The 25,459-nt window shown below is 28.4% G+C and carries 22 protein-coding genes; 12 read left to right on the top strand and 10 right to left on the bottom strand.

The window, feature by feature from the left end; all coding sequences use genetic code 11:
• The first annotated feature begins 97 nt into the window (after window positions 1–97).
• The 5 genes from R4K56_RS06615 (at window position 98) to purN (ending at window position 3,984) form a co-directional block, all read left to right on the top strand.
• The gene (locus tag R4K56_RS06615; protein ID WP_335771681.1) at window positions 98–640 is read left to right on the top strand and encodes a hypothetical protein; all 543 of its coding nucleotides are present in this window, start codon (window positions 98–100) and stop codon (window positions 638–640) included.
• Between the two features lie 17 nt (window positions 641–657).
• Window positions 658–1,566: a hypothetical protein gene (locus R4K56_RS06610; protein WP_335771680.1), complete on the top strand. Its 909-nt coding sequence runs from the start codon at window positions 658–660 to the stop codon at window positions 1,564–1,566.
• 11 nt (window positions 1,567–1,577) lie between these two features.
• On the top strand, window positions 1,578–2,255 hold the full coding sequence (locus R4K56_RS06605; RefSeq protein WP_335771679.1) for a hypothetical protein: 678 nt from the start codon (window positions 1,578–1,580) through the stop codon (window positions 2,253–2,255).
• Window positions 2,256–2,419: 164 nt separating this feature from the next.
• The gene (purM, locus tag R4K56_RS06600) at window positions 2,420–3,433 is read left to right on the top strand and encodes a phosphoribosylformylglycinamidine cyclo-ligase (RefSeq protein ID WP_335756813.1); all 1,014 of its coding nucleotides are present in this window, start codon (window positions 2,420–2,422) and stop codon (window positions 3,431–3,433) included.
• A complete protein-coding gene (gene purN / locus R4K56_RS06595) occupies window positions 3,421–3,984 on the top strand; it encodes a phosphoribosylglycinamide formyltransferase (RefSeq protein ID WP_335756812.1) in 564 nt (187 codons plus the stop codon). Before purM ends, purN begins: the two co-directional genes overlap by 13 nt.
• Here purN and R4K56_RS06590 read toward each other — a convergent pair whose 3' ends face one another.
• The 4 genes from R4K56_RS06590 to R4K56_RS06575 form a co-directional block, all read right to left on the bottom strand.
• Complete coding sequence (locus tag R4K56_RS06590; protein ID WP_335771678.1) at window positions 3,985–4,479, bottom strand: zf-HC2 domain-containing protein; 495 nt, start codon at window positions 4,477–4,479, stop codon at window positions 3,985–3,987. It lies immediately after the preceding gene.
• Entirely contained in the window at window positions 4,476–5,021 is a 546-nt protein-coding gene (locus R4K56_RS06585; RefSeq protein ID WP_335771677.1) for an RNA polymerase sigma factor, read from the bottom strand. The genes R4K56_RS06590 and R4K56_RS06585 overlap by 4 nt, the downstream gene beginning before the upstream one ends.
• 21 nt (window positions 5,022–5,042) lie before the next feature.
• On the bottom strand, window positions 5,043–5,507 hold the full coding sequence (locus R4K56_RS06580; RefSeq protein WP_335771676.1) for a Spy/CpxP family protein refolding chaperone: 465 nt from the start codon (window positions 5,505–5,507) through the stop codon (window positions 5,043–5,045).
• Window positions 5,508–5,594: 87 nt separating this feature from the next.
• Complete coding sequence (locus R4K56_RS06575; RefSeq protein ID WP_335771675.1) at window positions 5,595–5,993, bottom strand: hypothetical protein; 399 nt, start codon at window positions 5,991–5,993, stop codon at window positions 5,595–5,597.
• A 192-nt stretch (window positions 5,994–6,185) separates the two neighbouring features.
• Between R4K56_RS06575 and R4K56_RS06570 the strand changes: the two genes are divergently transcribed.
• From R4K56_RS06570 to ptsP, 7 genes are all read left to right on the top strand, one after another.
• Entirely contained in the window at window positions 6,186–7,259 is a 1,074-nt protein-coding gene (locus R4K56_RS06570; RefSeq protein WP_335756808.1) for a hypothetical protein, read from the top strand.
• A 14-nt stretch (window positions 7,260–7,273) separates the two neighbouring features.
• Window positions 7,274–11,119: a hypothetical protein gene (locus tag R4K56_RS06565; RefSeq protein ID WP_335771674.1), complete on the top strand. Its 3,846-nt coding sequence runs from the start codon at window positions 7,274–7,276 to the stop codon at window positions 11,117–11,119.
• 454 nt (window positions 11,120–11,573) lie between these two features.
• On the top strand, window positions 11,574–14,726 hold the full coding sequence (locus R4K56_RS06560; RefSeq protein WP_335771673.1) for an efflux RND transporter permease subunit: 3,153 nt from the start codon (window positions 11,574–11,576) through the stop codon (window positions 14,724–14,726).
• A gap of 180 nt (window positions 14,727–14,906) precedes the next feature.
• Entirely contained in the window at window positions 14,907–16,301 is a 1,395-nt protein-coding gene (locus R4K56_RS06555) for a CCA tRNA nucleotidyltransferase (protein ID WP_335756805.1), read from the top strand.
• Window positions 16,302–16,306: 5 nt separating this feature from the next.
• Complete coding sequence (locus R4K56_RS06550; RefSeq protein ID WP_335771672.1) at window positions 16,307–17,086, top strand: type III pantothenate kinase; 780 nt, start codon at window positions 16,307–16,309, stop codon at window positions 17,084–17,086.
• A 150-nt stretch (window positions 17,087–17,236) separates the two neighbouring features.
• The gene (locus R4K56_RS06545) at window positions 17,237–17,503 is read left to right on the top strand and encodes an HPr family phosphocarrier protein (protein WP_297295884.1); all 267 of its coding nucleotides are present in this window, start codon (window positions 17,237–17,239) and stop codon (window positions 17,501–17,503) included.
• A gap of 20 nt (window positions 17,504–17,523) precedes the next feature.
• On the top strand, window positions 17,524–19,269 hold the full coding sequence (gene ptsP / locus R4K56_RS06540) for a phosphoenolpyruvate--protein phosphotransferase (RefSeq protein ID WP_335759348.1): 1,746 nt from the start codon (window positions 17,524–17,526) through the stop codon (window positions 19,267–19,269).
• A gap of 180 nt (window positions 19,270–19,449) precedes the next feature.
• Here the strand turns inward: ptsP and R4K56_RS06535 are convergent, their stop codons facing one another.
• The 6 genes from R4K56_RS06535 to R4K56_RS06510 all read right to left on the bottom strand — a co-directional run bounded on the left by R4K56_RS06535 (window position 19,450) and on the right by R4K56_RS06510 (window position 25,348).
• On the bottom strand, window positions 19,450–20,322 hold the full coding sequence (locus R4K56_RS06535; RefSeq protein ID WP_335771671.1) for a class I SAM-dependent methyltransferase: 873 nt from the start codon (window positions 20,320–20,322) through the stop codon (window positions 19,450–19,452).
• A 21-nt stretch (window positions 20,323–20,343) separates the two neighbouring features.
• Window positions 20,344–21,144 carry a flagellar motor protein MotB gene (locus tag R4K56_RS06530; protein ID WP_335771670.1) on the bottom strand — a complete coding sequence of 267 codons (801 nt, stop codon included), beginning with the start codon at window positions 21,142–21,144 and terminating at the stop codon, window positions 20,344–20,346.
• A gap of 17 nt (window positions 21,145–21,161) precedes the next feature.
• Window positions 21,162–21,953 (bottom strand): motility protein A, encoded by a 792-nt coding sequence (locus R4K56_RS06525; protein WP_335769004.1) that lies wholly within the window; start codon window positions 21,951–21,953, stop codon window positions 21,162–21,164.
• 42 nt (window positions 21,954–21,995) lie between these two features.
• Window positions 21,996–22,220: a flagellar FlbD family protein gene (locus R4K56_RS06520; protein ID WP_020003817.1), complete on the bottom strand. Its 225-nt coding sequence runs from the start codon at window positions 22,218–22,220 to the stop codon at window positions 21,996–21,998.
• A gap of 52 nt (window positions 22,221–22,272) precedes the next feature.
• A complete protein-coding gene (gene flgE, locus R4K56_RS06515) occupies window positions 22,273–23,598 on the bottom strand; it encodes a flagellar hook protein FlgE (RefSeq protein ID WP_335758498.1) in 1,326 nt (441 codons plus the stop codon).
• 226 nt (window positions 23,599–23,824) lie between these two features.
• Window positions 23,825–25,348, bottom strand: coding sequence for a YifB family Mg chelatase-like AAA ATPase (locus tag R4K56_RS06510; RefSeq protein ID WP_335771669.1), 1,524 nt, complete (start codon window positions 25,346–25,348; stop codon window positions 23,825–23,827).
• Between the last annotated feature and the right edge of the window lie 111 nt (window positions 25,349–25,459).

Here is a 25,459-nt window from a genome sequence, read left to right as displayed (position 1 = left end):
GTAAAATTTTTTTTTATTTATTTTTTAATTATTGATTATTTAATTTTATATGTTATAATAATATATATGAAAAATACATAATAATAGGAAATTTAATATGAAACAATACGTTCTTTTTATTTTGTTATCTATTATGTCTCTAGTATCATGTACCAAAAATACTGGCATAGTTGTAACAAAACCTGGTTCTGATTTAGTGCTTGCAAAGATGCATAGCGGAAATTGGACTGGTGTTACTGCCAATGGAAATACTTTAAATATAAAAGGCAGTCAAGAAAGTGATGGAAATTATACATTCAATAGTCCTGTACTTGGTATAGGTGCTATGTATAAAGATGAAAGCGGAAAATATTTATTGACAGTTCCAATGGGAAGCGATTTGGTTGTAGTTACAGTGTTAGAAGATGGAAAAAAAGCCATTGATGCTGTTTTGGATGTATTAGATGATGCTGGCGGGGAAGCAGTTATTGGCAATTTGGTTGATGTTATAGTAAAGGAAGGTGCTGGAAATCTTGATTTGAGTAATCCTGATAAAATACTTGCAGGAACTAACATTTCAATGGATAAATATAAAGAAGTGGAAAGTATATTGATGGCATCTAATAAAGATAGTTTTACTAATGCTGAAACTATAAAGTAATTTTTAGAGTGTGATTTATGAAAAAGAATTTTATAATAATATTTATTTTGATTAGTTTATCAAATGTTGTATTTGCTAAAGGTTTACCATTATCTACAGAAGTAACAGGGGAAGATTATAGCTGGATTAAAGGCAGACAAATGATTAGTTTGAATTTTAATCCTGGAATATCTGTATTTGCTCCTTTATATTTCAATGATATATTTAGACATGGAAAACATATAGCAGGTATGTTGGGTATGAATTTAGGAGATATAAGCACTTATTTAAATTATGCTGAAGTTAAGGGTTCATCTTGGTTTTTACCTAGAGTAGAGTATTCTTTATTTGTACATAATCAAATAGCTCTTGAGGCTGGAATAGGTGTATATGGAAGTGAGTATCTATTAAATATTAGTAAAGAAAATGCTGATAAATTTTTAGATTCTATGGGACAAGGTAATTATGCTGGTGTTGTTTCTTCTGATACTAAATTCAGAGCTTCATTTGTATTTATGCCTACTACATTTGGTGTTAAGTTTTATGGTAAGAAAAGACAATTTTATAATGCTTTCCGTTTAGGTATAGATGCATTTTTCTATACTATTGAAACAGAAAACGGCTTAACAGGAATAAAAACTACTCAGTCTATATCAGATGCAGCAGTTTATGTTTCTTATGAAATTGGCTGGAATATAGAATTATTCCCTACTAAAGAGTGGAGAGTAAAACCTATGATAGATATAGGACTTTTAGAAATTGGTTACTATGTAAGACCTTGGGCAGGCAATGTATATGGTGCTATACAAGGAAACTTAGGCGTTTTAACTGCTGGTTTTGTTCAAATGCCTTTACCTGCTTGGGAAAGCGTTCCTGGTTGGGCTAAAATAGTTTCTAATTTAAGAATAGGTTTATTCCCTAGAATAGGCGTTAGTATAAGATTTTAATGGATTGGATTATGAAAAAAATAATAATACTTATATTTGTTTTAATATTATCAATGAATACTGTGATGTATGCGGCAAGTTATGAAAATGTTAAACATGCTGTAGGCATAGATTTCGGTACTACAATATTTTCTGCTGTAACTTTGCCTGGTGTTGCTAATTTAATTTTTCAGCCAAAAAATGGTGCCGCTGAAAAATTATTTAAAGGCGGTTTTGGTATAAGATTTACATACAATTACAGATACTTACCTAAACAGGCAATAGATGCTACTTTTGGTATATATACTTTCAGTGGTTATTACAATGGAGTAAAAACTATTGGAGGAACAAGTAATTATGAAAAATTTTATAATGCAGATGTTGTTGCTATACCTGCTTCTATAGGTGTAAGATTTTATTTCAATAAAAGAGATAAAGATAATGGCTTCTTCCTTCTTCCTAAAGTTGGTATGACTATATTAGCTGTAAACGGCAGAGATTATCAGGTTAATAAACAGGAAAAGAGTGCTATAGCTAATTTCTATATATCTGGTGAAATGGGATTCAAGATAGATATGTTTACAAAAATGGGGGCTGAATGGCCAGTACGTCCATTTATAGATATATCAATACTAGATTTTGGTTATTCATTTACTCATGGAATAAGATTTGTACCGCTTCCTAGATTATCTATTGGGGTAGCATTCTAAAAGATATTATTAATATGAAAAATGAAATAGGTATGGTTTTTTACTGTACCTATTTTTTTTATAAATATAAAAATTTTTCTTGTAAATAAAAAAAATATTGGTATACTACTAGCTATATATATCTTATTCAACAATAAAAAATGTAAAAATTAAGGAAATTATTTATGAGTATTTCTTATGAAGACAGCGGAGTCAGCAGAGAGGAAGGATATAAAGCCGTTTCTCTTATGAAAGAAGTTGTAGCTAAAACTATGCATGAAAATGTGCTTAATAATATAGGCAGTTTTGGTGCTATGTATGAACTTGGAAAATATAATAATCCAGTTTTGGTATCAGGAACAGATGGTGTCGGTACGAAATTAGAAATAGCATTTTCTATGAAAAAATATGATACTATAGGAATAGATGCTGTTGCTATGTGTGTGAATGATGTACTTTGTCATGGTGCTAAGCCTATTTTCTTCTTAGATTATTTGGCTTGCGGAAGATTAAATGGTGAAACTGCTGCTTTGATAGTAAAAGGTATTGCTGACGGCTGTTATGAGGCTGGAGCTGCTTTGATAGGCGGTGAAACTGCTGAAATGCCTGGTTTTTATAAAGAAGGCGATTATGATATAGCAGGTTTTTGTGTTGGTGTTGTTGAGAAAGATAAAATCATTGATGGTTCAAAGGTTTCTGAAGGAGATGCTATTATAGGTATTGCTTCTTCTGGTTTTCATAGTAATGGATATTCTCTTATAAGAAAATTAGTTCGTGATTATAATGCGGTATATGAAGGCGAAAAAATTGGAGAAACTCTTTTAATTCCTACTAAAATATATGTTAAGAAAGTTTTGCCTTTATTAGATAAATATAATATTAAAGGTATGGCTCATATTACAGGTGGCGGACTTATAGAAAATGTTCCTCGTGCTGTTGCTAAAGGATATAAGGCTGTTATAAAAAAGGATAGCTTCCAAACTCCTAAAATATTTAATTATATTAAGTATCTTGGAAATATCAAAGAAGAAGAAATGTATAATACTTTTAATATGGGCATAGGATTTGTAATAATAGCTGCAAAAGAAGATAAAGATAATATTATAAATGATTTAAAAGAAATGAATGAATATGCTTATGAAATAGGTTATATTGCTAAAAATGAAAATGAGGATAAGAGTGATATATGCTTAGAATAGCTGTTTTAATTTCCGGCGGCGGAAGCAATTTAAAATCATTGATTGAATCACAGGATAATAATTATTATAAAATAGATGTTGTTATTGCTGACAGAAAATGCGGGGGCTTGAATATAGCTGAGAATGCTGGTATAAAAGCTGTTTTAATAGACAGAAAATTATACAAAGATGAATTATTCAAAAAAATAGATGAAGAACTTTCAAACATAGATTTAGTTGTATTGGCAGGATTTTTATCTATAGTAGATTCAAATTTTATAGCAAAGTGGGCTAATAAGATTATTAATATTCACCCTTCGCTTCTTCCAAAATTTGGAGGAAAAGGAATGTATGGTATTCATGTTCATGAAGCTGTTATAGCAAATAAAGAAAAAGAATCCGGCTGTACAGTACATTATGTTACTGACACTATAGACGGAGGTGATATTATAATGCAGGCTAGGGTAGAGGTAAAGGAAGATGATACTCCGGAAATACTTCAAAAAAGAGTATTAGTAGAGGAGCATAAACTTCTTCCTGCAACAGTTAAGAAATTATCTCAAGCTGTTTAATTATTTACCCATATAATAAATATAAGCTGACATTATTGATATTTCTCCAGATGTTTCATTACCTTCAGTATCTTCATCGCTGTAGCTGAAATAGCTTGATAATGGTGCATAATCATCTTCAGTTATATTGTAATCTATACTTGTTTTTATAATAGAATCATTCAAATCTGAAACTATTAATTTTGTATCATCACTTATTATACTGCTAGGTTTATTATTATATATGCTTGATATTCCAAAGAATAGTAATAATACTGCAGCTATAGAACCTATGTATCTTATTACTTTATATTTACTGAATGTATTTTTCTTGTTTACTATAATAGGTTTATTGCCTAAAAGTATAGATGACATAGAATCCAATTCATTTTTAAACTTCTGACATGATTTGCATTCTGATAAATGCTTTTCCATTTCAAATATTTCATCTGTATTTAAATCATTGTCTTTGTATCTGCTTATTAGCATTTCATAATATTCATGATTGTTTTTCATAAGCTCACCTCCATTTTTTGCATAATAGATAAGAGTTTTTTTCTAGCTCTGAAAATTCTAGTTCTTACTGTATTAACAGGAAGGTCTAGTTTTTCAGATATTTCATTATAAGAATAATTTTCATATTCAGCCATCATAAGCGGTATACGAAAATCATCTTCCAATTTTGCCAATGCTTCTGCTAGTATAATTTTATTAATACTATGATCATTATCTGATTCCTGCACCTCTGAATGTCTGTATTCTTTAAGTCTGTATTTCTTTTCTCTTTCTCTTTTTCTAATATGATCTATTGCTCTATTGAAGGACACTCTATAAAGCCAAGTATAAATCTTGCTTCTTCCTTCAAAACTTTCTCTTTTTATATAAAAGCTTACAAAAACGTCCTGCACTATTTCTTCTGCCTCATCAGTATTAGAAATAATGGAATAAACCAAATTAAACAATGGTTTTTTATATGTTTCTATAAGCTCTTTATAGGCTTCTTCATTGCCTATTTTAAAAGCATCTATATTATCTTCATAAGCCATAGTTTCGTTCATACTTACCCTTAAATTATTTCATTATTTCATCATACAACTATTTAGCTGTGCCTTTTGCTCAGGGGTTAGTACATTAATGATATCTAAATCCCTAACTATTCTCAAATAATCCCTTAATGCTTCCTGCTCTTTTTTGCTTTTTATTAATTCTTTTAATTTATTCCTATCAGTATTTTCTTTCATTAATTCCATTCTAATACTGTTTTCTATTCTTTCTATTTCAAATCTTATAGGTTCTTCTTCAGTGATGAATTTTATAGCAATATCATACATTTTATTTGCTTGTTCATCTGTAAGTACTATTCCTGCTCTTCTAAAAAACTGCAATGGATCATGACCTAATCTTTTATCAAAATCATCTCTGCCTCTATGTCTTGGACCTTTAGGGCCGCCTCCATGAGGACCTGGACCCATTGGACCTGGCTGACCTAAAAGAGTTAAAGATAATATCAATATTAGTGATGTGATGTATACTACTTTTTTCATAAACTCTCCTTACAAAACTGCTGTCAATTTTATTTAATGATCCTCTAAATCCATTTATTTAGACGATTTACAGATAAAAAAGTTCCCTTACTTTTGGAAAATTATATAATATTTTATCTTTTTTATATCAGTGTCGGAAAATAATTCTAAAATATCCAAATCACATGACATAATAAGATAGTCAAAATCTGCTTCTTTTCTCTTTTTTTCGTAAATAAGTTCTTTTATATTTTTTAAATTGATTTCATTTCTTTCATATTCTTTACTTATTTTGAAATCTATATCTTTTATTTCTTTTAATAGTATTTTTGCATCGTATGAATATTTATTTACTATTAATTTGATATTTTCTAATTGATCCTTTTTTATTTCTATACCAGCATCTCTAAGAAGTTTTAAAGAATTATCACTTATTTTAAAATTATCATTAGCGTATAAAATACTTATATTAAACAAAATAAAAATAAATATTATGAATTTTTTCATATATCTCCAATATAAATAAAGTAATTTAATTTTTTATTATTTTCCTTCTTAGACGAATATAAAAATCAAAAAGTTCCTTAAAAATAACTTCCAAATAACTTTATTTTGTATCTTTAAAAAAGTATTTTTTTGTACTATAATATTATAATTACAAAAATATTTTAATTACAAATATAAAGGTTCGGATATAAAATGTACAAAATAATTTCTTTTGATGAAAAACTGAGAAGGGTAAAAATACTTTACGATGACAATTCCAAAAATGCTATGTTTTCTTTAATGCGTTATATAAAGTCAAAGATAAATGCAGAGATGAAAGAAAAAGATAATGGCTATTTATTATTTAATGAAGATAAGAAATACTTTTTTTATATTGTAGAAAATGATGCTTTATATATAGAAGTATTAGAACATGATGATAAAGTGGCTTTTTCCAATTTCAAATATATGGAAGGAGAGTTTAAATCTTATATAGATGATATTAATTTGCTTCAAATAAATGAAAAGGTAAAAAATATAAATGCTGCTATAAAGGATAATATGTGGCTTGATTTTATGATTTCTGATTATGAAAAAGATTTGCATATTGTAGCCAGCAATGATTTAAGCTGTTATCATAGTATAGAAGTGATTTTTAAAAATGCTTCTTTTGTACAATGTTCAAAACATTTTAATGTATGTCCAAATGAGTATGATGTGTTTCATATTTGCAGCAGCGATGATATTGAATATATTAATAAAAGTTATAAAAATATCATAAATGAAAAGTATTCTATTATGATAAAAATTAAGCCTGATGATACTAATAGTTTCTTTTATATAGCTTGCGATGGTTTGGAATTTATAGACGAAGAAGTAAGATACGATTATGATTTTACTTCTTTATATTCTTCTGATAAGGAAAACATTATAAAGAAATATGATCTTAAAAAAGAAAATAATGCTTGGTATCAGGAAAAAGAAAATTCTCATAAAACATTAATATTTACAGATAAATTTTTAAATAGAAATGACACTATTGGTATATTATTTAGAATATATAAATTATGTTTTGCCAAAGTAAAGTATTTTAGGGCTTATCCATTTAAATTTGAGCCTTATAAATATGATTATAAAAAAGGATTCATTAAAACAGAACTTTGGGACGCTGAGTTTTTCAAACATACGGATTCCGGATATATGCTTGATTTAAGGTTTTTGCAGTCCATAACAGTTTATGAAGATTTCGTAAAATTATGCAAAGAACTGGAATCTTTTGAAAAATGATGTATTATTTATAAATGGATTTATTTCTTCAATTATTATTCGGTGCCTTCCTTGGTGCCGTATCTGGATATTATACTAATACAATTGCTTTAAAAAAGTTATTCTCAAATAATGGAATAATAGCAAGGGAAAAGGATAAATTTATTGATGAAATAAGTAAAATGATATCTGTAAAAATCATTAATTATGATTCTATATTTAAAGAAATCAAAAAAGATAAATTTAAAAATAATATAAAAGAATTCTTCAAAAATGTAAAAGATAAATTAATATCAAAAACAGCTATAAAAATAAAAGATATAGTAGGATTTAATAAAACAAAAGATAATATTGTAAATTGGACTAAAGAAAATACAAAAGATTCTGTTATATTGATACTAGATAATATATTTAAAAATGTTAAAGTTAAACAGATTGCAGATGATAGACAAGTTAAATATATTATTAATAATGTAATAGATTCTTTTGTATCTTATGACAGAAAAAATAATTTAATAAATACTACTCTAAAAAAAATAGCTGATGATGAAAAATATAAAATTATATTAAAAGAGATTATAGACAATATATTTACTAATTTATCTAATAAAGAAAATGAAAGCGATGATGAAAAATTAATAAGATCTTTGATTGAGTATTCAAATATAGAAAATTGTTTTTATGATTTTCTTTCTTCATTGTCTTCTAAAAGAATAAATGATTTATTTACTGTAGATGATATTTCTGAAATAAAAGATATTATCAATCAGTTATCAAGAAATAAAGATTTTGAAAATATTATTGATTATGTAATAGAAGAATTATATTTAAAATTAAAAGATACTGATAAAACTATATATGAATTATTAAATCCAAATATAGCAAACAGATTGAATTTAATATTATCCGATATACTTCCAAAATTGATAGATGTAATAATTCCAATAATAAATGAAAATAAATTAAGATTAGATGCTATTATAGAAGAAGCTGTTGATGAAGAAATAGAAAATATAGACGGTGTTTTTTGGCAGTTTATAGTAAAATTGATAAGGAAAGTTTTTTTACAGGATATAGCAGCAAGATATAAAATAGTTCAAAAGATTATAGAATATGTAGAGAAATATAAAGAAAATTCTGATGATATTATTAAAGCCATTACAAATGATATTGTTAATTATTTAAATGATACAAAAATTTCTGTTATATTAAAAAATGTTAATAATATAGATAATGTAAAAAACATAATAAAAGATATTGTATTATTTAATATAAGAGAGATTCCTGATTCTTGGATAGAAAAGTTCTTAAATATGAGAATAGATATATTAGTAGATTCTAATATGATAAAGGATTTATATACTTTCTTAGAAAAAGAGATTATTAAATATATATCATCAAATTCTATTATAGAAAAAATTAAGTCAGTAGTAAATAAAAAAATAGATTCTTTAAATGCTGATAAATTGAAATTAATTTTAGATAATGAAAAAATTATAAGCCTTATTAATCAAAATAAATCAAATATAGAAAATTACATATTTGATATTTATAATCAATACAAAGATAGAAATATTAATAGTTTATTTGAAGATATTGATTATATATTTGAACTGTTATTTGAATTATTTGAAAATATAATAAATAAATATTCTGATAAAGATTTAAATGAATTTATTATAAATAAAGAAAGTCAGATAAACTTTTTTATAGATAATAATGCCTATAATTCAGTATTAAGTTTTTTGAGTAAAGAGAAAGTTTTTATATCAAATATAATAGATTCTCTTGTAATAAAAACAATAAAAAATAATATGGGCAAGCTCAATAAAGATGAAATAGCTAGAATGGCGAATGATTTTATGGGTAAGGAATTAGAGCCTATAAATATGTTAGGTGCTTTACTAGGACTTGTATTTGGATTATTTACCGCTTATTTATTTCCTACAAATTCATTTAATCCTTCTTTAGGATATTTAAATTATATAGCAGAGCCTTTAGTATATACTTTTATAGGCTGGATAACAAATGTTCTTGCTATTTATTCTATATTTCAGCCTTATGAGCCTTTATTCGGTATAAAGAAAAAAGTTTTTTGGGGTGCTGTGGCATGTGAGAAAAACAGATTTGCTGCTTCAATGTCTGATTTCGTTAATGATAGGCTTATGGAGAAAGAGGGTATATTAGATATACTCGATAATAAAAAAGATATAGAAAATAATTTGATTAAAGATAATTATAAAACATTCTTTAATTATATGCTTGAAGATGATAAAATAGTAAGTTTTAATATATTTTCAAGTTTAAAAAATAATTTGAATAATATTATAAAAGGAAGTATAAATTCTATAAAATCTGGAGTTATTCAATTTATTATAAAAAATAATTATTTAGATAAAATAAAAGAAAATAAAAACATTAAAAAATCAATTATAGATTATACTAATAGTAATATAGATAATATATTGATATCTATATTAAACTCTTTATTAAAAAATATTGATGTTATTCCATTAAAAGAATTTATACAAAACATAGTAAGAAATAATTTAAATGATTTAAGCAGATTTAAAAATATAATAGTTGCTAATATGATAAAGGCTCTTAATTCAAATTCTGTGAGAGATAGAATATTTGTTATAGTTACTGATTTACTTGATAATGAAATATCTAAAAATGGTGATAAAAAGATAAAAGATATGTTTGGAGGAGAAATTCTCAATCTGGTTAAAACTAATAATGAATTTATATTTTCTATGATGAATAAAAAATTGAATGAAACTTTAAATAATAATAGATATGAAATAAGAGATATGATTTTAGAGAATGTTCCTGTAAAAAATGATTTTGTTGTAGATTTAGTTGATAGAATAATATTAAATTTAATCAATAGAAAGATTCCTGTTTTTATCAATGATATGAAATATAATATTATGAATATAAGTTTTGACTTCTTAGATGATAATATTTTATCAAAAAAAGTTACTTATTTATTCGGAGATGAAAAACTTTATGAGGTGAATAGTTTAAGAAAGTATTTAGATGACACTATAGATAATAATCAAAAAATGATATTCAATGTTTCAAATATGTTATTTGAAGTTTTAGTTAATAATTTGGATAATAAAATAATAGAGAAATATATAAATTTATTTTTGAAAAATACAGATTATGATTTTTATGAATTAATAAGAAAGTTATGCATTAATATTTATAACAATAGAGATAATGTTATTACAAGTATTAGAAATTATATAGAAAATAGACTATATCCTATTAGTATAAAAGATTGTATAAATATAGAAAAATATTTTGATGATGTGTTTAATGATATTTTTAAATACTCAAAGAATGGTATAGAAGAATTTTTGATTCATATATCAAATGATGACAATTTAATTGATTTAGATAATTTGAAAGAATCTCTTTATAAATTGCTTGAAACTTTAGAGCATGATGAATTAATAAATAATACAATATACATAGAATCAAAGAAAATATTATCAAATTTAAGAAATGATTTGCTTGATATTATAGATGATGAAACAAAATATTATTTTTTGAATTTGATTATTGATTGTGCCAAAGATGATATTAATTTGATAATAGAAGCAATAGATTTTTCAAAGATTACAAGAGAAGAAATAGATAATATGAATCCTAAAAACATACATGATGTATTTAATTCTTTTGCCAAGAAGTATTTAAATAGATTAAAATTATACGGTATGTTTGGAGGATTGGTTGGAGTTTTGCTTGTTATTATCAAGTGTGTAAATACGGTTAATGCAGATGTCTTTAATGTTCTTAATATTATTGTTATAGTATTAACAGCCATTTTATCAATATTTATGATTATTAATATAGTAAAGAATATTTAGTTTAAAGTATTTGAGCTTTATTTAATACCCCGCCCTTTAAAGTTTATTAATTTATTTTGAATTATAATACTATTATATTTATAGCTTAATTAGAAATTCCAGCACCCGCCCAAGTTTTGTTTAAATTTTAAAACTTTATTTAACGCACGGTAAACTAAATATATAATATAATAAAATATTGAATTATAAATAAATTTATATTTTTAGCTTTATTTTGCGTGCGTAGAGTAGACTATATTAAAAAATATATATTGTGTATATAGTTAAAAAAGTGTATAAATATTATGAAGATTTGTAAAATACAGAGTTTTTAATATATAAATGATAAAAAAATATATTTTTGGTATAAATTGTTTAAAACTTTTTTCAAAATTATTCGTCTAAAATAAAGACAAATTGAGATTGATAAAAATAGATTGTATGCTATATATTATATAAAGCAGGGGTGAATTGAATGAGAAATTTTATAGAATTAGTAGTAAAAAGACCAGTAGCGGTTTTCATGTGTATGATAGCTGTGCTTATATTGGGCTTTGTAAGTTTAAGTAAATTGGCAGTAGATTTTTTACCGGATATGGAACTTCCATATATTACAGTAAGAACAGAATACGAGAATGCAGGCCCGGAAGAAGTTGAAAAATCAGTAACTAGAATAGTAGAAAATGCAGTTGCTACAGTAAGCGATATTAGTACAATAACATCTACTTCAGAAGAAGGACAATCAAGCGTTTTTATAGAGTTTAACTGGGGAACTGACTTAGCGGTTGCTACTGCTGATGTTAGAGAAGCAATAGATACAGCAAAAAATTCACTCCCAGATGATGCTGAAAATCCAACAGTACTTAAGTTTTCAACAGATATGATGCCTATTATGGAAATAGCATTTTTCGGTACAGATAATTTAGGAGCATTATATAATTTAATAGATAATCAGGTACTAAATAAAATAGAACAGGCTTCAGGAGTTGCAAGAGCTGAGATTAGAGGCGGACTTAAAAGCGAGATGAAAGTTGATTTAGTTTTGAATAGACTTCATGCTTATGGTATAGATATTAATAGTATAGTTTCACTTTTATCTTCAGAGAATCAAAATCTATCAGGCGGAGATACTTATGAAGGAGTTTATAAATATACTTTAAGAACAATGGGAGAGTTTACAACGGTAGAAGATATTGAAAATACAGTTGTGGCATTAAAAACAAATGATACTCCTATAAAATTAAAAGATGTAGGCAGAGTTTATCAAGGATACAGCGATGATTCAGAAATAGTAAAAATTAATGGAATGCCTGCAATATCAGTTTCTGTTAATAAAGAATCAGGCGGAAATTCAGTTAATGTATCTAAAGCAGTTCAAAAACAATTAGCTAATCTTAATCTTCCCGAAGGAGTTGAATACGAAATTTTATTCAATAGTGCTGACAATGTAAATGAATCTATAAAAGGTGTATTAGATACAGCTTGGCAGGGAGGTTTATTTGCCGTTATAATATTAATGCTTTATTTATGGAATATTAAAACAGTTTCTATAATAGCGGTTTCTATTCCTATATCAATAATTATCACTTTTACATTAATGTATTTTATGGGAATAACTTTGAATATAATATCATTATCAGGACTTGTTTTGGGTATTGGTATGATGGTAGATAACTCCATTGTTGTGCTTGAAAATATATTCTATTACCGAAATAATGGTTATGGAAAATATTCATCTGCTATAAATGGTACTTCTTCTGTTGCTCTTGCTATATCCGCTTCTACACTTACAACAATAGCAGTATTTTTACCATTCCTTTTTGTTGAAGGACAAACAGGACAATTATTTAGAGATTTATGTATTACAGTAACAGTATCTATGATAGGTTCTTTATTTGTGGCACTTACTATAGTTCCTATGCTTGGAGCTAGACTTGTAACAAATAAAAAGACTAAATTTTTAATACCTATAGAAAATTTTGTTAATAAAAACTTTCATGACAGAGTTAATAATTTGTATTCATCAATACTTCATTATTCTATAAAAAATAAGAAAAAAGTATTGATTTCATCTTTATCAGTGATACTTGTAATAATAGCATTAGGCTTGATATTTATAGGTAAAGAAGGATTTCCTACTTCAGATGAAGGACAATTTAAGATAGATGTAAAAATGCCGGTTGGTACAAAATCCGAACAAACACAATCATTTGTAACAAGAATGGAAAGCGATATACAAAATATAATAGGCGAAGATTTTGACAGAATGCAGTCAAGAGTAAAATCAGGTTCAGAAGAAAATACAGCAGAAATAAGAATACAATTAAGAGAGAAAAGCGAAGGAAGAAAAAAGTCAGTTGATGAATATATAGAATTAACAAGAAATGCTTTAACACCATATCCTGCACAAATTAATATAGCAGCTATAACAACTTCAGCAATTGGCGGCGGCGGAAGAAACGGAGGAACAGGCGGACAGGAAATAGAAATAGAAGTAGTAGGAGATGATTTGGATAAAGCCACAGAAATTGCTAATAATATAATTTCAGTAATAACAGATATAGAAGGTATAAGAGAACCTAGATTAAGCAGAGATGACTCTAATCCGGAATTAAAAATATATGTTAATAGAGAAATAGCAGCTAAAATGGGTATTAATGTAAATACAATAGCTAATATAATAAAAACAAGTTTTGCAGGAACAACAGCTACAACTATGACTCCAGCTAATTCAGATGTTACAGATATAGATGTTAATGTTCAATTAGGAGAGCCGGACAGATTAAAAATAGATGATATATCAAGACTTATGATACCTACAACAGCAGGAATAGTACCTATATCATCAATAGCTACAGTAGAAAAAAGTTACGGCCCTACAGAAATAGAAAGAAAGGACAGTACTAGAATAACAACAATAAAAGCCTCAGGATATAATAGAGCTTTAAGCGATATAATGATTGATGTTCAGGAAAAAATAAAAAAAGAAGTATTCGTACCTTCAGGATTTAATATTAATTATACTGGTGATTTTGAAGATATGAATGAGGCATTTTTACAGCTTCTTCAGGCTTTGATATTGGCATTAGTTTTAGTTTATGCAATAATGGCAAGTCAGTTTGAATCATTTATAGCACCTTTTGTAATAGCATTGGCTATACCATTTGGTTTTGCCGGTTCTTTAATAGCTTTATTTATAGGAGGACAAACTTTAAGCGTATACAGCGGAATAGGTTTCATAGTTTTGATTGGTATTGTAGTAAATAATGGTATTGTACTTATAGACTATATGAATCAGCTTATGCATGAAAAACGTATAAGCGGAGATGAGGCAGCATTAGAATCAGGCCCAAGACGTTTAAGACCAGTATTAATGACTACTTTAACTACTATACTTGGACTTTTGCCTATGGCATTATCAGGCGGAAGCGGAAATGAAATGTATCAGCCATTATCTTTAGCCATACTTGGAGGACTTTTGCTTTCAACAGCATTTACTTTGATAATAGTACCTACAGTTTATGCTGCTATAAGAAATAAAATACCTCTAAAAGATTATGAGAAAAAAGATATGGAAAGCAGAAACGATTTTAGTAATTATGATACAGTAAATGTGACAGGTAAGTGATATTTTTTTCATAAATTGTTTATTTTGTTTGATGGGGCTTTATTATAAAATAAAGCCCTATTATTTTTTATATTAATATTCTATGCTATATTATATATAATATAAATTTGTAATTAATTTAAAATTGTATATACTATATATAGTATATAAATACTAGAATTCAATATAGTAGGATATTAAGTGAAGAAAATATTTACAGACATACCTCATCCAATAAAAGAAATAGCAAGAATATTGCATGTTGAAGGCTTTCAGTGTTTTTTAGTTGGCGGAGCAGTTAGAGATTCAATAATGGGGCTTACTCCTCATGAATATGATATAACTACAGATGCGAAACCAGAAGATGTGCAGAGAATATTTAAATATACTATTCCAACAGGAATAAAGCATGGCACTGTGCTTGTTATTATAGAAGATATGCATGTAGAGATTACAACTTTCAGAAGTGACGGAAATTATAGTGATGGAAGGCACCCAGATAATGTTGAATATGCTTCTAATATAGAAGAAGATTTGCCTAGGAGAGATTTAACAATAAATGCTATGGCTTATAATGTTTTAGACGGAACACTTATTGATATGTTTGACGGTATGAAAGATATTAAGCGTAGAATAGTAAAATCTGTAGGAAATCCTTATGAGAGATTTATGGAAGACGGACTTAGAATAATGCGTGCTATAAGATTTGCTACTAAATTGAATTTTGATATAGAGAAAGAAACTTTTGAAGCTATAACGCATTCTACCGGTATGCTTGCTTCGATAGCGGCAGAACGTATAAGAGAGGAGTTTAACGGTATATTATTATCAGATAATCCTTTCAGAGGTTTAGAGTTATTAAGAAAAACAGGAGTTCTTCCTTTAATATTGCCGGAACTTATGCAAGGTTATGGAGTTACTCAAAATAAATTCCATAAGTATGATGTTTATTATCATATACTTCATACTATACAGGCAGTTGAGCCTTTAGAAACAGAAGAATTAACTTTATTGGTAAGATTGGCGGCATTATTCCATGATATAGCAAAACCTATGGTTCAGAAGAAAGTATCAAAGCAAGATGACCCCGTTTATTATAATCATGAGGTAGTAGGTGCCAGTGTTGCCAAAAAAATAATGAAAAGATTAAAATACTCTAATTCAGAGATAGATTTTGTAACTTTATTGGTAAGACAGCATATGTTCTATTATCAAGATGAATGGACTGATGGTGCGGTTAGAAGATTTATGCGTGCTATAGGGGTTGAGAATATAAAACCTCTTTTAAAGCTTAGAGAGGCTGACAGGCTTGGAAGCGGTCATAGGAAAGATAAGGAAAGTAAGGCTATACCTAAACTTTTAGCTAGAATAGATAAGATAATAGAGGAAGAGAATGCAATTACAGTAAAAGATTTGAAAATAGACGGAAATGACTTGATTAATGAGTTTAATTTAAAACCTAGTCCTTTAATAGGTAAGATATTAAATTACTTGCTTGATTTAATATTAGATGAGCCGGAATTAAACAATAGGGAATTTTTATTAGAAAAAACAAGAACATTTTTGGAAAGTAATAACATAAAAGATGAGGCTTAAGAGAGATGTACCTTCTTGCAGATATCGGAAATACAAGAGTTAAGTTGGCAATGTTTGAAGATACTAATGTTCCTATTTATTATGAAGCTATAGAACATAGTAATGCTTTAGATTTGGTAAATGCATTAAATAAAATAAAGAATAATCACCCATATATAGAAAATGTATACTACAGCAGTGTTTCATTGAAGGTAAATGATTTATTTGAGGGCAGTGTAGAGGATTGTTTTAATATAAAGCCTTATAGGGTTACTCATAGTGATATAAAATTAAAAGATAATTTATATGAGCCTAAAAATGCTGTAGGTATAGACAGGCTTTTATCTACTTATGCTTCTATATGTCTTGAGGGCAGCAGTGATGAAGATAAATATGCTTCAATAGTTATAGATATGGGAACAGCTACAACAATAAGCATAATGCTTTCAGATTTTACATTTTTGGGCGGTATGATAATAGCAGGTACAAAAACAAGCTATCAGGCATTATCTAACTGTACATCTTTACCGTATTATGAGATAGGAGCAGTTGAAAATATACCTAGTCCTATAAGCAATAATGTAAAAGATGCTCTCATGTCAGGGGCTATGTATAATACAATAGGAACAGTTAATTATGCCGTTTCAGAAACTAAGAAATTCATAAAATCCAAATATAATATCAAATCAAAAATATTTTTAACAGGCGGAATATCTAATTTAAAACTTTTAAAATGTAAAATTTATCCTTTTTTAGTTTTACAAGGTATATATTTTAATATGATAGATAATAAAAATACTATATGATTATATATTATGTAATAGTTCGTTTGTTATTATGATAATATTTTATTTTATTGTACTAAAAATATAGTTTTTCATTGTCTATAATTTGACAAATGGGAAAAAACTGATATACTTTAAACTATATATAAGAAAAGAATATAGGAGTTTTAAATGACTACAGGTAAAGTTACTATACAAAATGATACTGGTCTTCATGCTAGACCTGGTAATGAGTTTGTTACATTCATAAAATCGCTAACAGGATGTAAAATTGAAATAGAAAATGAAGCTGGAAAAAGAGTTAATGCTTCATCACTTTTAAAGGTTTTATCTTTAGGTGTAAAAAAAGATTCAGTACTTACTGTTTATTGTGACGGTGAGAATGAAGAGGAAAATTTAAAGAAAATAGAAGAATTTCTTGCTAATTTAAAAGACTAATTTTTTTTGGAATTTGTAATATGGAAAAAAGAATTACTGGAATAGGGGTATCCCCTGGTATAGCTATAGGAAAAGTCTATTTATTTATTAAAAAAGACTTGGTAGTGTCTAAATGTCCTTGTAAAGATATAGTTGATGAGCAAAAAAGGTTGTTAGATGCTAGAAATAAATCCAAAGAACAACTTTTAAAAATAAGAGAAGCTACAGCTAAAAAAGTTTCAGAAGAAAAAGCTGCTATATTTGATGCTCATATAACTTTACTTGAAGATGAGGATTTACTTGAAGAAGTTAATAATATTATAGCCGATGATAAAGTATGTGCTGATTATGCCTTATCACAAGGAATAGAAGTTTATACAAATATTCTAAGCGAAGTAGAAGATGAATATTTGAGAGAAAGAGCTGGAGATTTAGCTGATATTGCTGACAGATGGATAAGAAACATTCAAGGTAATGAAATAGCAGATGTTTCTAGTCTTCCAAAAGATTCAATAGTAGTAGCTAGAGATTTAACTCCTTCTGATACAGCTAATCTTGATTTAGATAATACTTTAGGATTTATTACAGAGATCGGCGGACGTACTTCACATACTTCTATAATGGCCAGATCTTTAGAGCTTCCTGCTGTCGTAGGTATTGGTGAAATATTAAAAGACTTAGAAAATGATCAGACTATAATACTTAACGGTAATACAGGAAATGTTATAATAGATCCTACAGAAGAATCTATAAAAGAATGCTTGAAACTTAAAGATGAATTTGATAAGAAAATGGCATTATTAAAAGAATATGCCCATAGAGATGCTGTATCTAAAGACGGTACAAAAATTAGGGTATATGCTAATATAGGTTCTCCAGCAGATTTAGGCGGAGTTCTAAAAAACGGTGCTGATGGTATAGGTCTTTATAGAACAGAGTTCCTATTTATGGAAAACACAGATTTCCCTACAGAAGACGAGCAATTTAAAGCTTATAAAGAAGTTGCTGTTGCTATGAGCGGTCATACTGTTACTATAAGAACTATGGATATAGGCGGCGACAAATATTTGCCTTATTTAGAAATGCCTAAAGAAGAAAATCCAGCATTAGGTTGGAGAGCTTTAAGAATATGTTTAGATAAAACTGCTATTATTAAAACTCAGTTTAGAGCTTTGCTTAGAGCTTCTGCTTTTGGTAAAATAAAAGTTATGCTTCCTATGATAGTTTCTTTGGAAGAATTAAGAAAGGCTAAAGCTATATTCAATGAATGTAAATTGGAACTTATGAAAGAAAACATTGAATTTAATGAAGCTTTAGAATTAGGTATGATGATAGAAACTCCTTCTGTTGTATTTAGAGCTGAGTCTTTTGCAAGAGAGGCCGATTTCTTCTCTATAGGTACCAATGACTTAACTCAGTATACATTAGCTTCAGATAGAGGTAATGAAAGAATAGCTAGTATATGTGACCCTTATAACCCTTCTGTACTTATAGCTATAAAAATGGCTATAGAAGGAGCACATGCAAGCGGTATTATCATTTCTATGTGCGGAGAGTTGGCAGGAGATTTACTTGCTGTGCCATTACTTTTCGGACTTGGTCTTGATGTATTCTCTATGTCTGCTATATCAATACCAGAAGTTAAGAAAATGATAATTTCTTTAGATAAGGCTGAATGTAAGATGTTAGCTAAAAGAGTACTTACTTTGGATACAGCTGAAGAAGTTAAAGCTGAATTATTAAGATTCATAGAAGTACATGAAAGAGGCGGTACTGTAAGTTATTAAAGATATATTAAACTTAAAAGATTAAAAGGGGTTGATTTTATTTAATCAGCTCCTTTTTTATTGCAAATTATTTTTCTATGAAATGAATGTACTATATATTTGTTCTATATATGATATTCATTGAGCTTATTATATAAATTGTATGAATTTAGATTTGAAGTTATTTGATACAATAAATATTTATGAATAGTATCTAGCGTATATGCCGCAAGGAAGAATTATATTAGAATTTTCTGTAGGGAGTCCTATTTCTCCGCTTTCAAAAGTGCCGTTATATTTTATTGAAGTTGATAAAATATTTTTTAATGATATATGAGAAAAACTTGCAGTGTAGCAATTAATTAAAAATAGAATAGGGGAGTCAGATAAAAGTTTAACGCATTCTTCTACCAATCTTGTTAAACTTGTTTCTATTTGCCAAAGTTCTCCATTAGGGCCTCGTCCATATACAGGAGGATCCATAATTATTACATCATATTTTCTTTCGCGTCTAACTTCTCTTAAAACAAATTTAATTACATCTTCTATAATAAATCTAACTTTTTTTTCTTGAAGATTATTTATTTCAATATTTTGTTTAGCATGTCCTACAATCTTTTTTGAGGCATCAACATGAACAACTTCATTACAATCAGCATAAGCACAAGCAACGGTAGCTCCGCCAGTGTATGCAAATAAATTTAATGCTTTTATCTCTTTATTTTTATGAGTAGTAGATTTTTTTTCTTTAATTTTATCTATAATGAATTGCCAATTAACAGCTTGTTCCGGAAATAGTCCAATATGTTTAAAATTAGTGAATTCTATTTTAAATGATAAATCTTGATATTTTATAATAAAATTATCTTTAGGCTTATTAATATATTGCCAATAACCGCCGCCTTTATCAGAGCGATGATATATAGCATCTAAATTATTCCATTTCGATAGGCTTTTAGACCAAATAACTTGAGAATCCGGGCGGGATACTAAAAAGCCGCCTATATTCTCAAGTTTTTCGCCTTCACCGCAATCTATAATTTTATAATCTTGCCATTTGTTAGCTAAAAGCATAATATTTATTTTTAGTTAGTGTTATCTTTGATTATAATAAGTAACATCATTTCTTACTATAACAATATCTACTCTTCTATTTAAAGCACGCCCATCAGGTAAATCATTAGATGCCACTGGTCTAGTATCTGCATATCCCGCAATAGAATATTTATTTCTATCAAGCTTTCCAGTCTGATCATTTTCAAATAATTTCTCTAAAATAACCATAGCTCTGGCAGAAGAAAGTCCCCAGTTATTACCAAATTTCTGTTCAGTAATACTTCCTCTAATAATAGAACCAGAGTCTGTATGACCTTCAATTCTTATATCATTTGGGATACCGCTAAGCAATGAAGCCAATTTAATAAATGTTTCTACATTATTTTGACTGTCTATTATATTAGTAGAAGCTGATTCAAAATATTGGTCAGCACCAAGACTTATAACAAATCCTCTTTCATCTTCTTCTACCCTTACTTTCTTACTTTTTATTTCAGAGTCTAAAACAGCCATAGCTCTATCAATACTCCTTCCCATAGAATATCCTCTGTCTGTAGATGGAAGTGTATTAGCATTAGCTCCTCCATAAATAAGTTTGCTTTGAGACAGTGTAGCACCTCCCGGCATAACTCCGAATGAACCTTGGAATGCTGTAGCAATAAGTTGTATAGCAGAGTCATTAACAGAACTAGACATTGTTGCAAGAAGCATTACGAAGAATGTCAATACTAATGTTACGAAGTCTCCATAAGTTTGAAGCCATAAAGGAGCTGAAGGGCCCGGTACTTGAGCCTTATCACCTGCTTTTTTAGCTTTTTTACCAAATTTAATAGTAGCCATTATTTACCTCTGAATTATTATCTATCTCCAACTTGTTCATTAACTTTCTGACGCTGAGCAGGAGGCAAGAAAGATATAAGTTTATCTTTTACTATTCTAGGGTTATCACCTGCCTGTATAGATAATATACCTTCAAGCATAATACTTTGAACAGTAGCTTCTGAAGCATGTCTTGCTGCTAGTCTTCCAGCTATAGGCAAAGCAAAACCGTTAGCTATAACAGATCCGTAATATGTAGTAATAAGTGCTACCGCCATACCAGAACCGATAGCATCAACACCGCCGCCGCCGCCCAAACTTCTAAGCATGATTACAAGTCCGATTAATGTACCAATCATACCCCAAGCAGGATATAATGAAGCAGCATCTTCAAATACTTTTTTAATTGTATCATGCCTTGCTTCTACGTTATCTATTTCTGTATTAAGAATGTTTTTTACAAGCTCTGGATCTGTTCCGTCTACTACAAGCTGCATACCTTTTTTAAGTAAAGGATCTGAAATTTCTTGTATATCATCTTCTAATACTAATAAACCTTCTCTTCTAGCTTTTTCTGAAAAACTTAAAAGTGTTATAATAATTTGTGCTTCATCATAATCAGGTTTTTTCAAAAGAACTTTTATAGCTTTAGGAACACCTAATATAGTTCCTAAGTCATTAGCAACTAAAAGCGAAGTTGTACCTCCCAAACCTGTAACGACTACAGATGCAAAGTCAACCATATGACCTACATTACCGCCTCCTGAAATGATACCGAATAAGTTAATAACTATAACTAATACAACACCTAATGGTACAAATATATCCATATTTTGACCTCTAACTAAAATTTATTTTTTCTTTTAAATTGTTTATTCTTCGTTACCATAGAATGAAGGTTTTTTTACACTGTTTTCACAAACTATTCTGCTTCTATATTCTACTATTCTATTAAGTACTGTTTCAAAGCTATCTTTGGTTACAACCTTCCTTCCTGATAACATTGTTATTACTAAATCAGGAGTCTCCTCCATAAACTCTATTTGATGTGGATTTACATATAATATACTTCCATCAAACCTTGTTATGTGTATCATAATCAGAAACTCCTAACTCTATTATACTATAAAATTATAAAAAGTCTATTTATTATCTCTTAAGAGCTATAACTTCCTGAAGCATTTGGTCTGCTGTAGTTATAGTTCTAGCATTAGATTGGAAACCTCTTTGAGTTACTATCATATCAGTGAATTGTTCACTCAAATCAACATTAGACATCTCTAAAGTACCAGCTTTAATAGATCCTCTTCCTTCTGCTGAAGCAACACCTATGTTAGCAGCACCAGAGTTATTGCTTTGTACAAATAAAGTATCACCTGCTTTTTCTAAACCGCCAGCATTGTTGAATTTAGCTAAAGCAACTTGACCTAAAGTTTTTCTGTTTCCGTTAGTGAATACACCAGTTATTTGACCGCTGTCATCAAAGCTGAAACCTTCTAGCATACCCATAGTATAACCGTCTTGTTCTATAGCTTTAGTTGTTGATGGTGATTCAAATTGAGTAATACCATTGAATAAACCAACTTCACCCATAGTAAGATTGATAGTTTGATTTACTTCTCCTTCAGTACCTTGATAAGTGAAAGATACATTAGGCATTAAAACACCTTCAGTTTGAGTGTTAGTTCCATCGCTTACTGAAATCAATGAACCAGCATCATTGAATACTAATTGGAAAGTATTGTTTCCGCCGCCTTGTACTGGATCACCAGCTGAAACGCTAACGCTTCCTTCAGTTGCTTCTGGTACATCTATTACCATATCCCATCTGTTAACATCTGTTCTAGTGAAAGTAGCTCTTAATTGACGAGGTATACCTGTAGAATCATATATTGTTAAATCAGATTGATGTGTTTCTCCGCTTTTTTGTAAGTTACAGAAGAATTTTGTATTAGCTGTAGCTCTTGCAGGGTCTTTTGAACCTACTGGTATAATAATATCTTCTACACCAGCAGCAGTGTTTAAATCCATTTCTCCAGTTTCTGGATTAAGTACAGCATTCCAACCTTGTACTTTATAACCGTTAGAAGGATTTACTAAATATCCGTCTTTATCTAAAGAAAAAGCACCATTTCTAGTATAATAAGAATTATTGCCTCTTTTTTCAATAAAGAAACCTTCTCCCTGAATAGCTAAATCAGTGTTTACACCTGTAACTTGTAAAGCACCTTGAGTATGTATAGTGTCTATAGTTGCAACCATCATACCTAAGCCTACTTGTTGAGGGTTGATACCGCCTCTATCTTCTTGGGGCTTAGCTGCTCCGCTTAAAGATTGGCTTATCATATCCTTAAAAGTAACTCTACCTCTTTTAAATCCGTAAGTATTAACATTGGCAATGTTATTTCCAACTACATCCATTCGAGTTTGATGATTTTGTAAACCAGACACGCCGGCAAATAATGAACGCATCATAAGGCGTATTCCTCCAAAAAATTAATATTTCTTATATAAGATTTTCGGTATAATTGAAATTTGTTTAATGTTTTTTTTAAGGATTTAGAAATTATGTAAACTTAGCTTTTTTGTTAAAATTCTATGTTATTTATGTAATTTTAACTTATTTACTACTATTATATGTCATAGAAATTGTATAGAAAAAACTTTTATATATTAAAAAATTATACAATCATAAAAAGTTTTAATTCAAATTAAATCTATACTGCAATGCCTCTGTAACATGATTTACTCCTATAATATCTTTATCTTCCAAATCAGCTATAGTTCTTGATACTTTTAATATTTTATTATAGCTTCTGGCACTCATTGAAAATCTTTCCATAGCCATATTAAGTAGATTTTTAGCCTTATCATCTAATATGCAGAACTTTTCAGTATCTTTTATGCCCATAGATGAATTTGAAAATATTTTAAGTCCATTTTCTTTGAATCTTTTTTCTTGTCTTTTTCTTGACTCAGTAACTATTTTACGCATAGAGGCAGAACTTTCTCCATCGGCTTTTGAAATCATTTTATTGTATTCAACAGCACGTACTTCTATTGATATATCTATTCTGTCAAGTATAGGGCCTGAAAGTTTAGCAATGTATTTTTTTCTAGCTATATCAGAACATCTGCATGTATGTTTTTCATCTCCGTAATATCCGCAAGGACAAGGATTCATAGCAGCAATTAAAGTAAAATTAGCAGGAAAAGAAATACTTCCATTGGCACGGCTTATAGTTATAGTTTTTTCTTCCATTGGTTCTCTTAAAGTTTGAAGTGCAGAGCTTTGAAACTCTACAAACTCATCAAGAAATAAAACTCCATTATGTGCTAATGTTATTTCTCCAGCTTTTATATTTCTTCCGCCTCCTACTAAACTTACATAAGAAGAAGTATGATGAGGTATTCTAAAAGGACGTTTTTTTACTATAGGCATATTTTTTGATAATAGCCCATAAGAAGAATAAATTTTTGTAACTTCCAAAGCTTCTTCAAATGTTAATGGAGGTAGTATTGTAGGTATTCTTTTTGCTATTAAAGTTTTTCCGCATCCGGGTGAACCTATCATTATAAAGTTATGTCCGCCTGCTGCTGCTATCATTGCCGCACGTTTTGCATATTCCTGACCTTTAACATCTGAAAAGTCTATTGTTTCATCTTCTTCAGCATTAAAATTAAATTTTCCTTCTGATACAATAGGAGATTTTTTGCCTTCAACAGCATCTATGGCTTCTTTTAAAGTTTTTACTGGGTATAGATTAAGTCCGTCAATGATATTAGCTTCTTCCATATTATTAAATGGTATTACAGCATTTTTTATACCTAATTCTTTGGCATTTAAAAGCATTGAAAATATTCCTTTTACTTCTCTTACACTTCCGTCCAATGCCAATTCTCCAAGTATAATAGTTTTATCCATAAAGTCAGAAAAAAATACTTGTGCACTTGATGAAAGTATACCCAAAGCGAAAGGCAAATCATACATACTTCCTGTTTTCTTTAAATCAGCAGGTGCTAAATTTATAGTTATTCTTTTAGGAGGAAAAAATCTGTCGCTATTATTTATGGCGGCAATTACCCTCTCTTTTGCTTCATTTACTGCCTGATCTGGTAAGCCAACAACATCGAATTTAGGCAAACCTTCTGATATATTTACTTCTATTACAATGGGTATTCCTTCTATTCCATAAAGAGCTTCTGAATATATTTTTGTATGCATATAAAACTCCGTTATATTAATTTTTATATGCATGTAGTTAAACAAATTTTTTTATCATTTTAAGCCTGTGTTTTTTATGAAAAAATATATTTTTATTAAAAAATTTTTTTT

Source organism: Brachyspira pulli (genome assembly GCF_036997785.1).
GTDB lineage: Bacteria > Spirochaetota > Brachyspiria > Brachyspirales > Brachyspiraceae > Brachyspira > Brachyspira pulli.
This window is presented reverse-complemented; position numbering and strand designations above follow the sequence as displayed.

What these genes read in the sequence shown, in the direction of transcription:
- R4K56_RS06520 (WP_020003817.1), bottom strand. Translation starts at nt 22,220, where the DNA reads ATGATACACATAACAAGGTTTGATGGAAGTATATTATATGTAAATCCA.
- R4K56_RS06575 (WP_335771675.1), bottom strand. Translation starts at nt 5,993, where the DNA reads ATGAAAAAATTCATAATATTTATTTTTATTTTGTTTAATATAAGTATT.
- purN (WP_335756812.1), top strand. Translation starts at nt 3,421, where the DNA reads ATGCTTAGAATAGCTGTTTTAATTTCCGGCGGCGGAAGCAATTTAAAA.
- R4K56_RS06550 (WP_335771672.1), top strand. Translation starts at nt 16,307, where the DNA reads ATGTACCTTCTTGCAGATATCGGAAATACAAGAGTTAAGTTGGCAATG.
- flgE (WP_335758498.1), bottom strand. Translation starts at nt 23,598, where the DNA reads ATGATGCGTTCATTATTTGCCGGCGTGTCTGGTTTACAAAATCATCAA.
- R4K56_RS06510 (WP_335771669.1), bottom strand. Translation starts at nt 25,348, where the DNA reads ATGCATACAAAAATATATTCAGAAGCTCTTTATGGAATAGAAGGAATA.
- R4K56_RS06590 (WP_335771678.1), bottom strand. Translation starts at nt 4,479, where the DNA reads ATGAAAAACAATCATGAATATTATGAAATGCTAATAAGCAGATACAAA.
- R4K56_RS06570 (WP_335756808.1), top strand. Translation starts at nt 6,186, where the DNA reads ATGTACAAAATAATTTCTTTTGATGAAAAACTGAGAAGGGTAAAAATA.
- R4K56_RS06535 (WP_335771671.1), bottom strand. Translation starts at nt 20,322, where the DNA reads ATGCTTTTAGCTAACAAATGGCAAGATTATAAAATTATAGATTGCGGT.
- R4K56_RS06565 (WP_335771674.1), top strand. Translation starts at nt 7,274, where the DNA reads ATGGATTTATTTCTTCAATTATTATTCGGTGCCTTCCTTGGTGCCGTA.
- R4K56_RS06560 (WP_335771673.1), top strand. Translation starts at nt 11,574, where the DNA reads ATGAGAAATTTTATAGAATTAGTAGTAAAAAGACCAGTAGCGGTTTTC.
- R4K56_RS06605 (WP_335771679.1), top strand. Translation starts at nt 1,578, where the DNA reads ATGAAAAAAATAATAATACTTATATTTGTTTTAATATTATCAATGAAT.
- R4K56_RS06580 (WP_335771676.1), bottom strand. Translation starts at nt 5,507, where the DNA reads ATGAAAAAAGTAGTATACATCACATCACTAATATTGATATTATCTTTA.
- ptsP (WP_335759348.1), top strand. Translation starts at nt 17,524, where the DNA reads ATGGAAAAAAGAATTACTGGAATAGGGGTATCCCCTGGTATAGCTATA.
- R4K56_RS06530 (WP_335771670.1), bottom strand. Translation starts at nt 21,144, where the DNA reads ATGGCTACTATTAAATTTGGTAAAAAAGCTAAAAAAGCAGGTGATAAG.
- R4K56_RS06610 (WP_335771680.1), top strand. Translation starts at nt 658, where the DNA reads ATGAAAAAGAATTTTATAATAATATTTATTTTGATTAGTTTATCAAAT.
- purM (WP_335756813.1), top strand. Translation starts at nt 2,420, where the DNA reads ATGAGTATTTCTTATGAAGACAGCGGAGTCAGCAGAGAGGAAGGATAT.
- R4K56_RS06585 (WP_335771677.1), bottom strand. Translation starts at nt 5,021, where the DNA reads ATGAACGAAACTATGGCTTATGAAGATAATATAGATGCTTTTAAAATA.
- R4K56_RS06545 (WP_297295884.1), top strand. Translation starts at nt 17,237, where the DNA reads ATGACTACAGGTAAAGTTACTATACAAAATGATACTGGTCTTCATGCT.
- R4K56_RS06615 (WP_335771681.1), top strand. Translation starts at nt 98, where the DNA reads ATGAAACAATACGTTCTTTTTATTTTGTTATCTATTATGTCTCTAGTA.
- R4K56_RS06525 (WP_335769004.1), bottom strand. Translation starts at nt 21,953, where the DNA reads ATGGATATATTTGTACCATTAGGTGTTGTATTAGTTATAGTTATTAAC.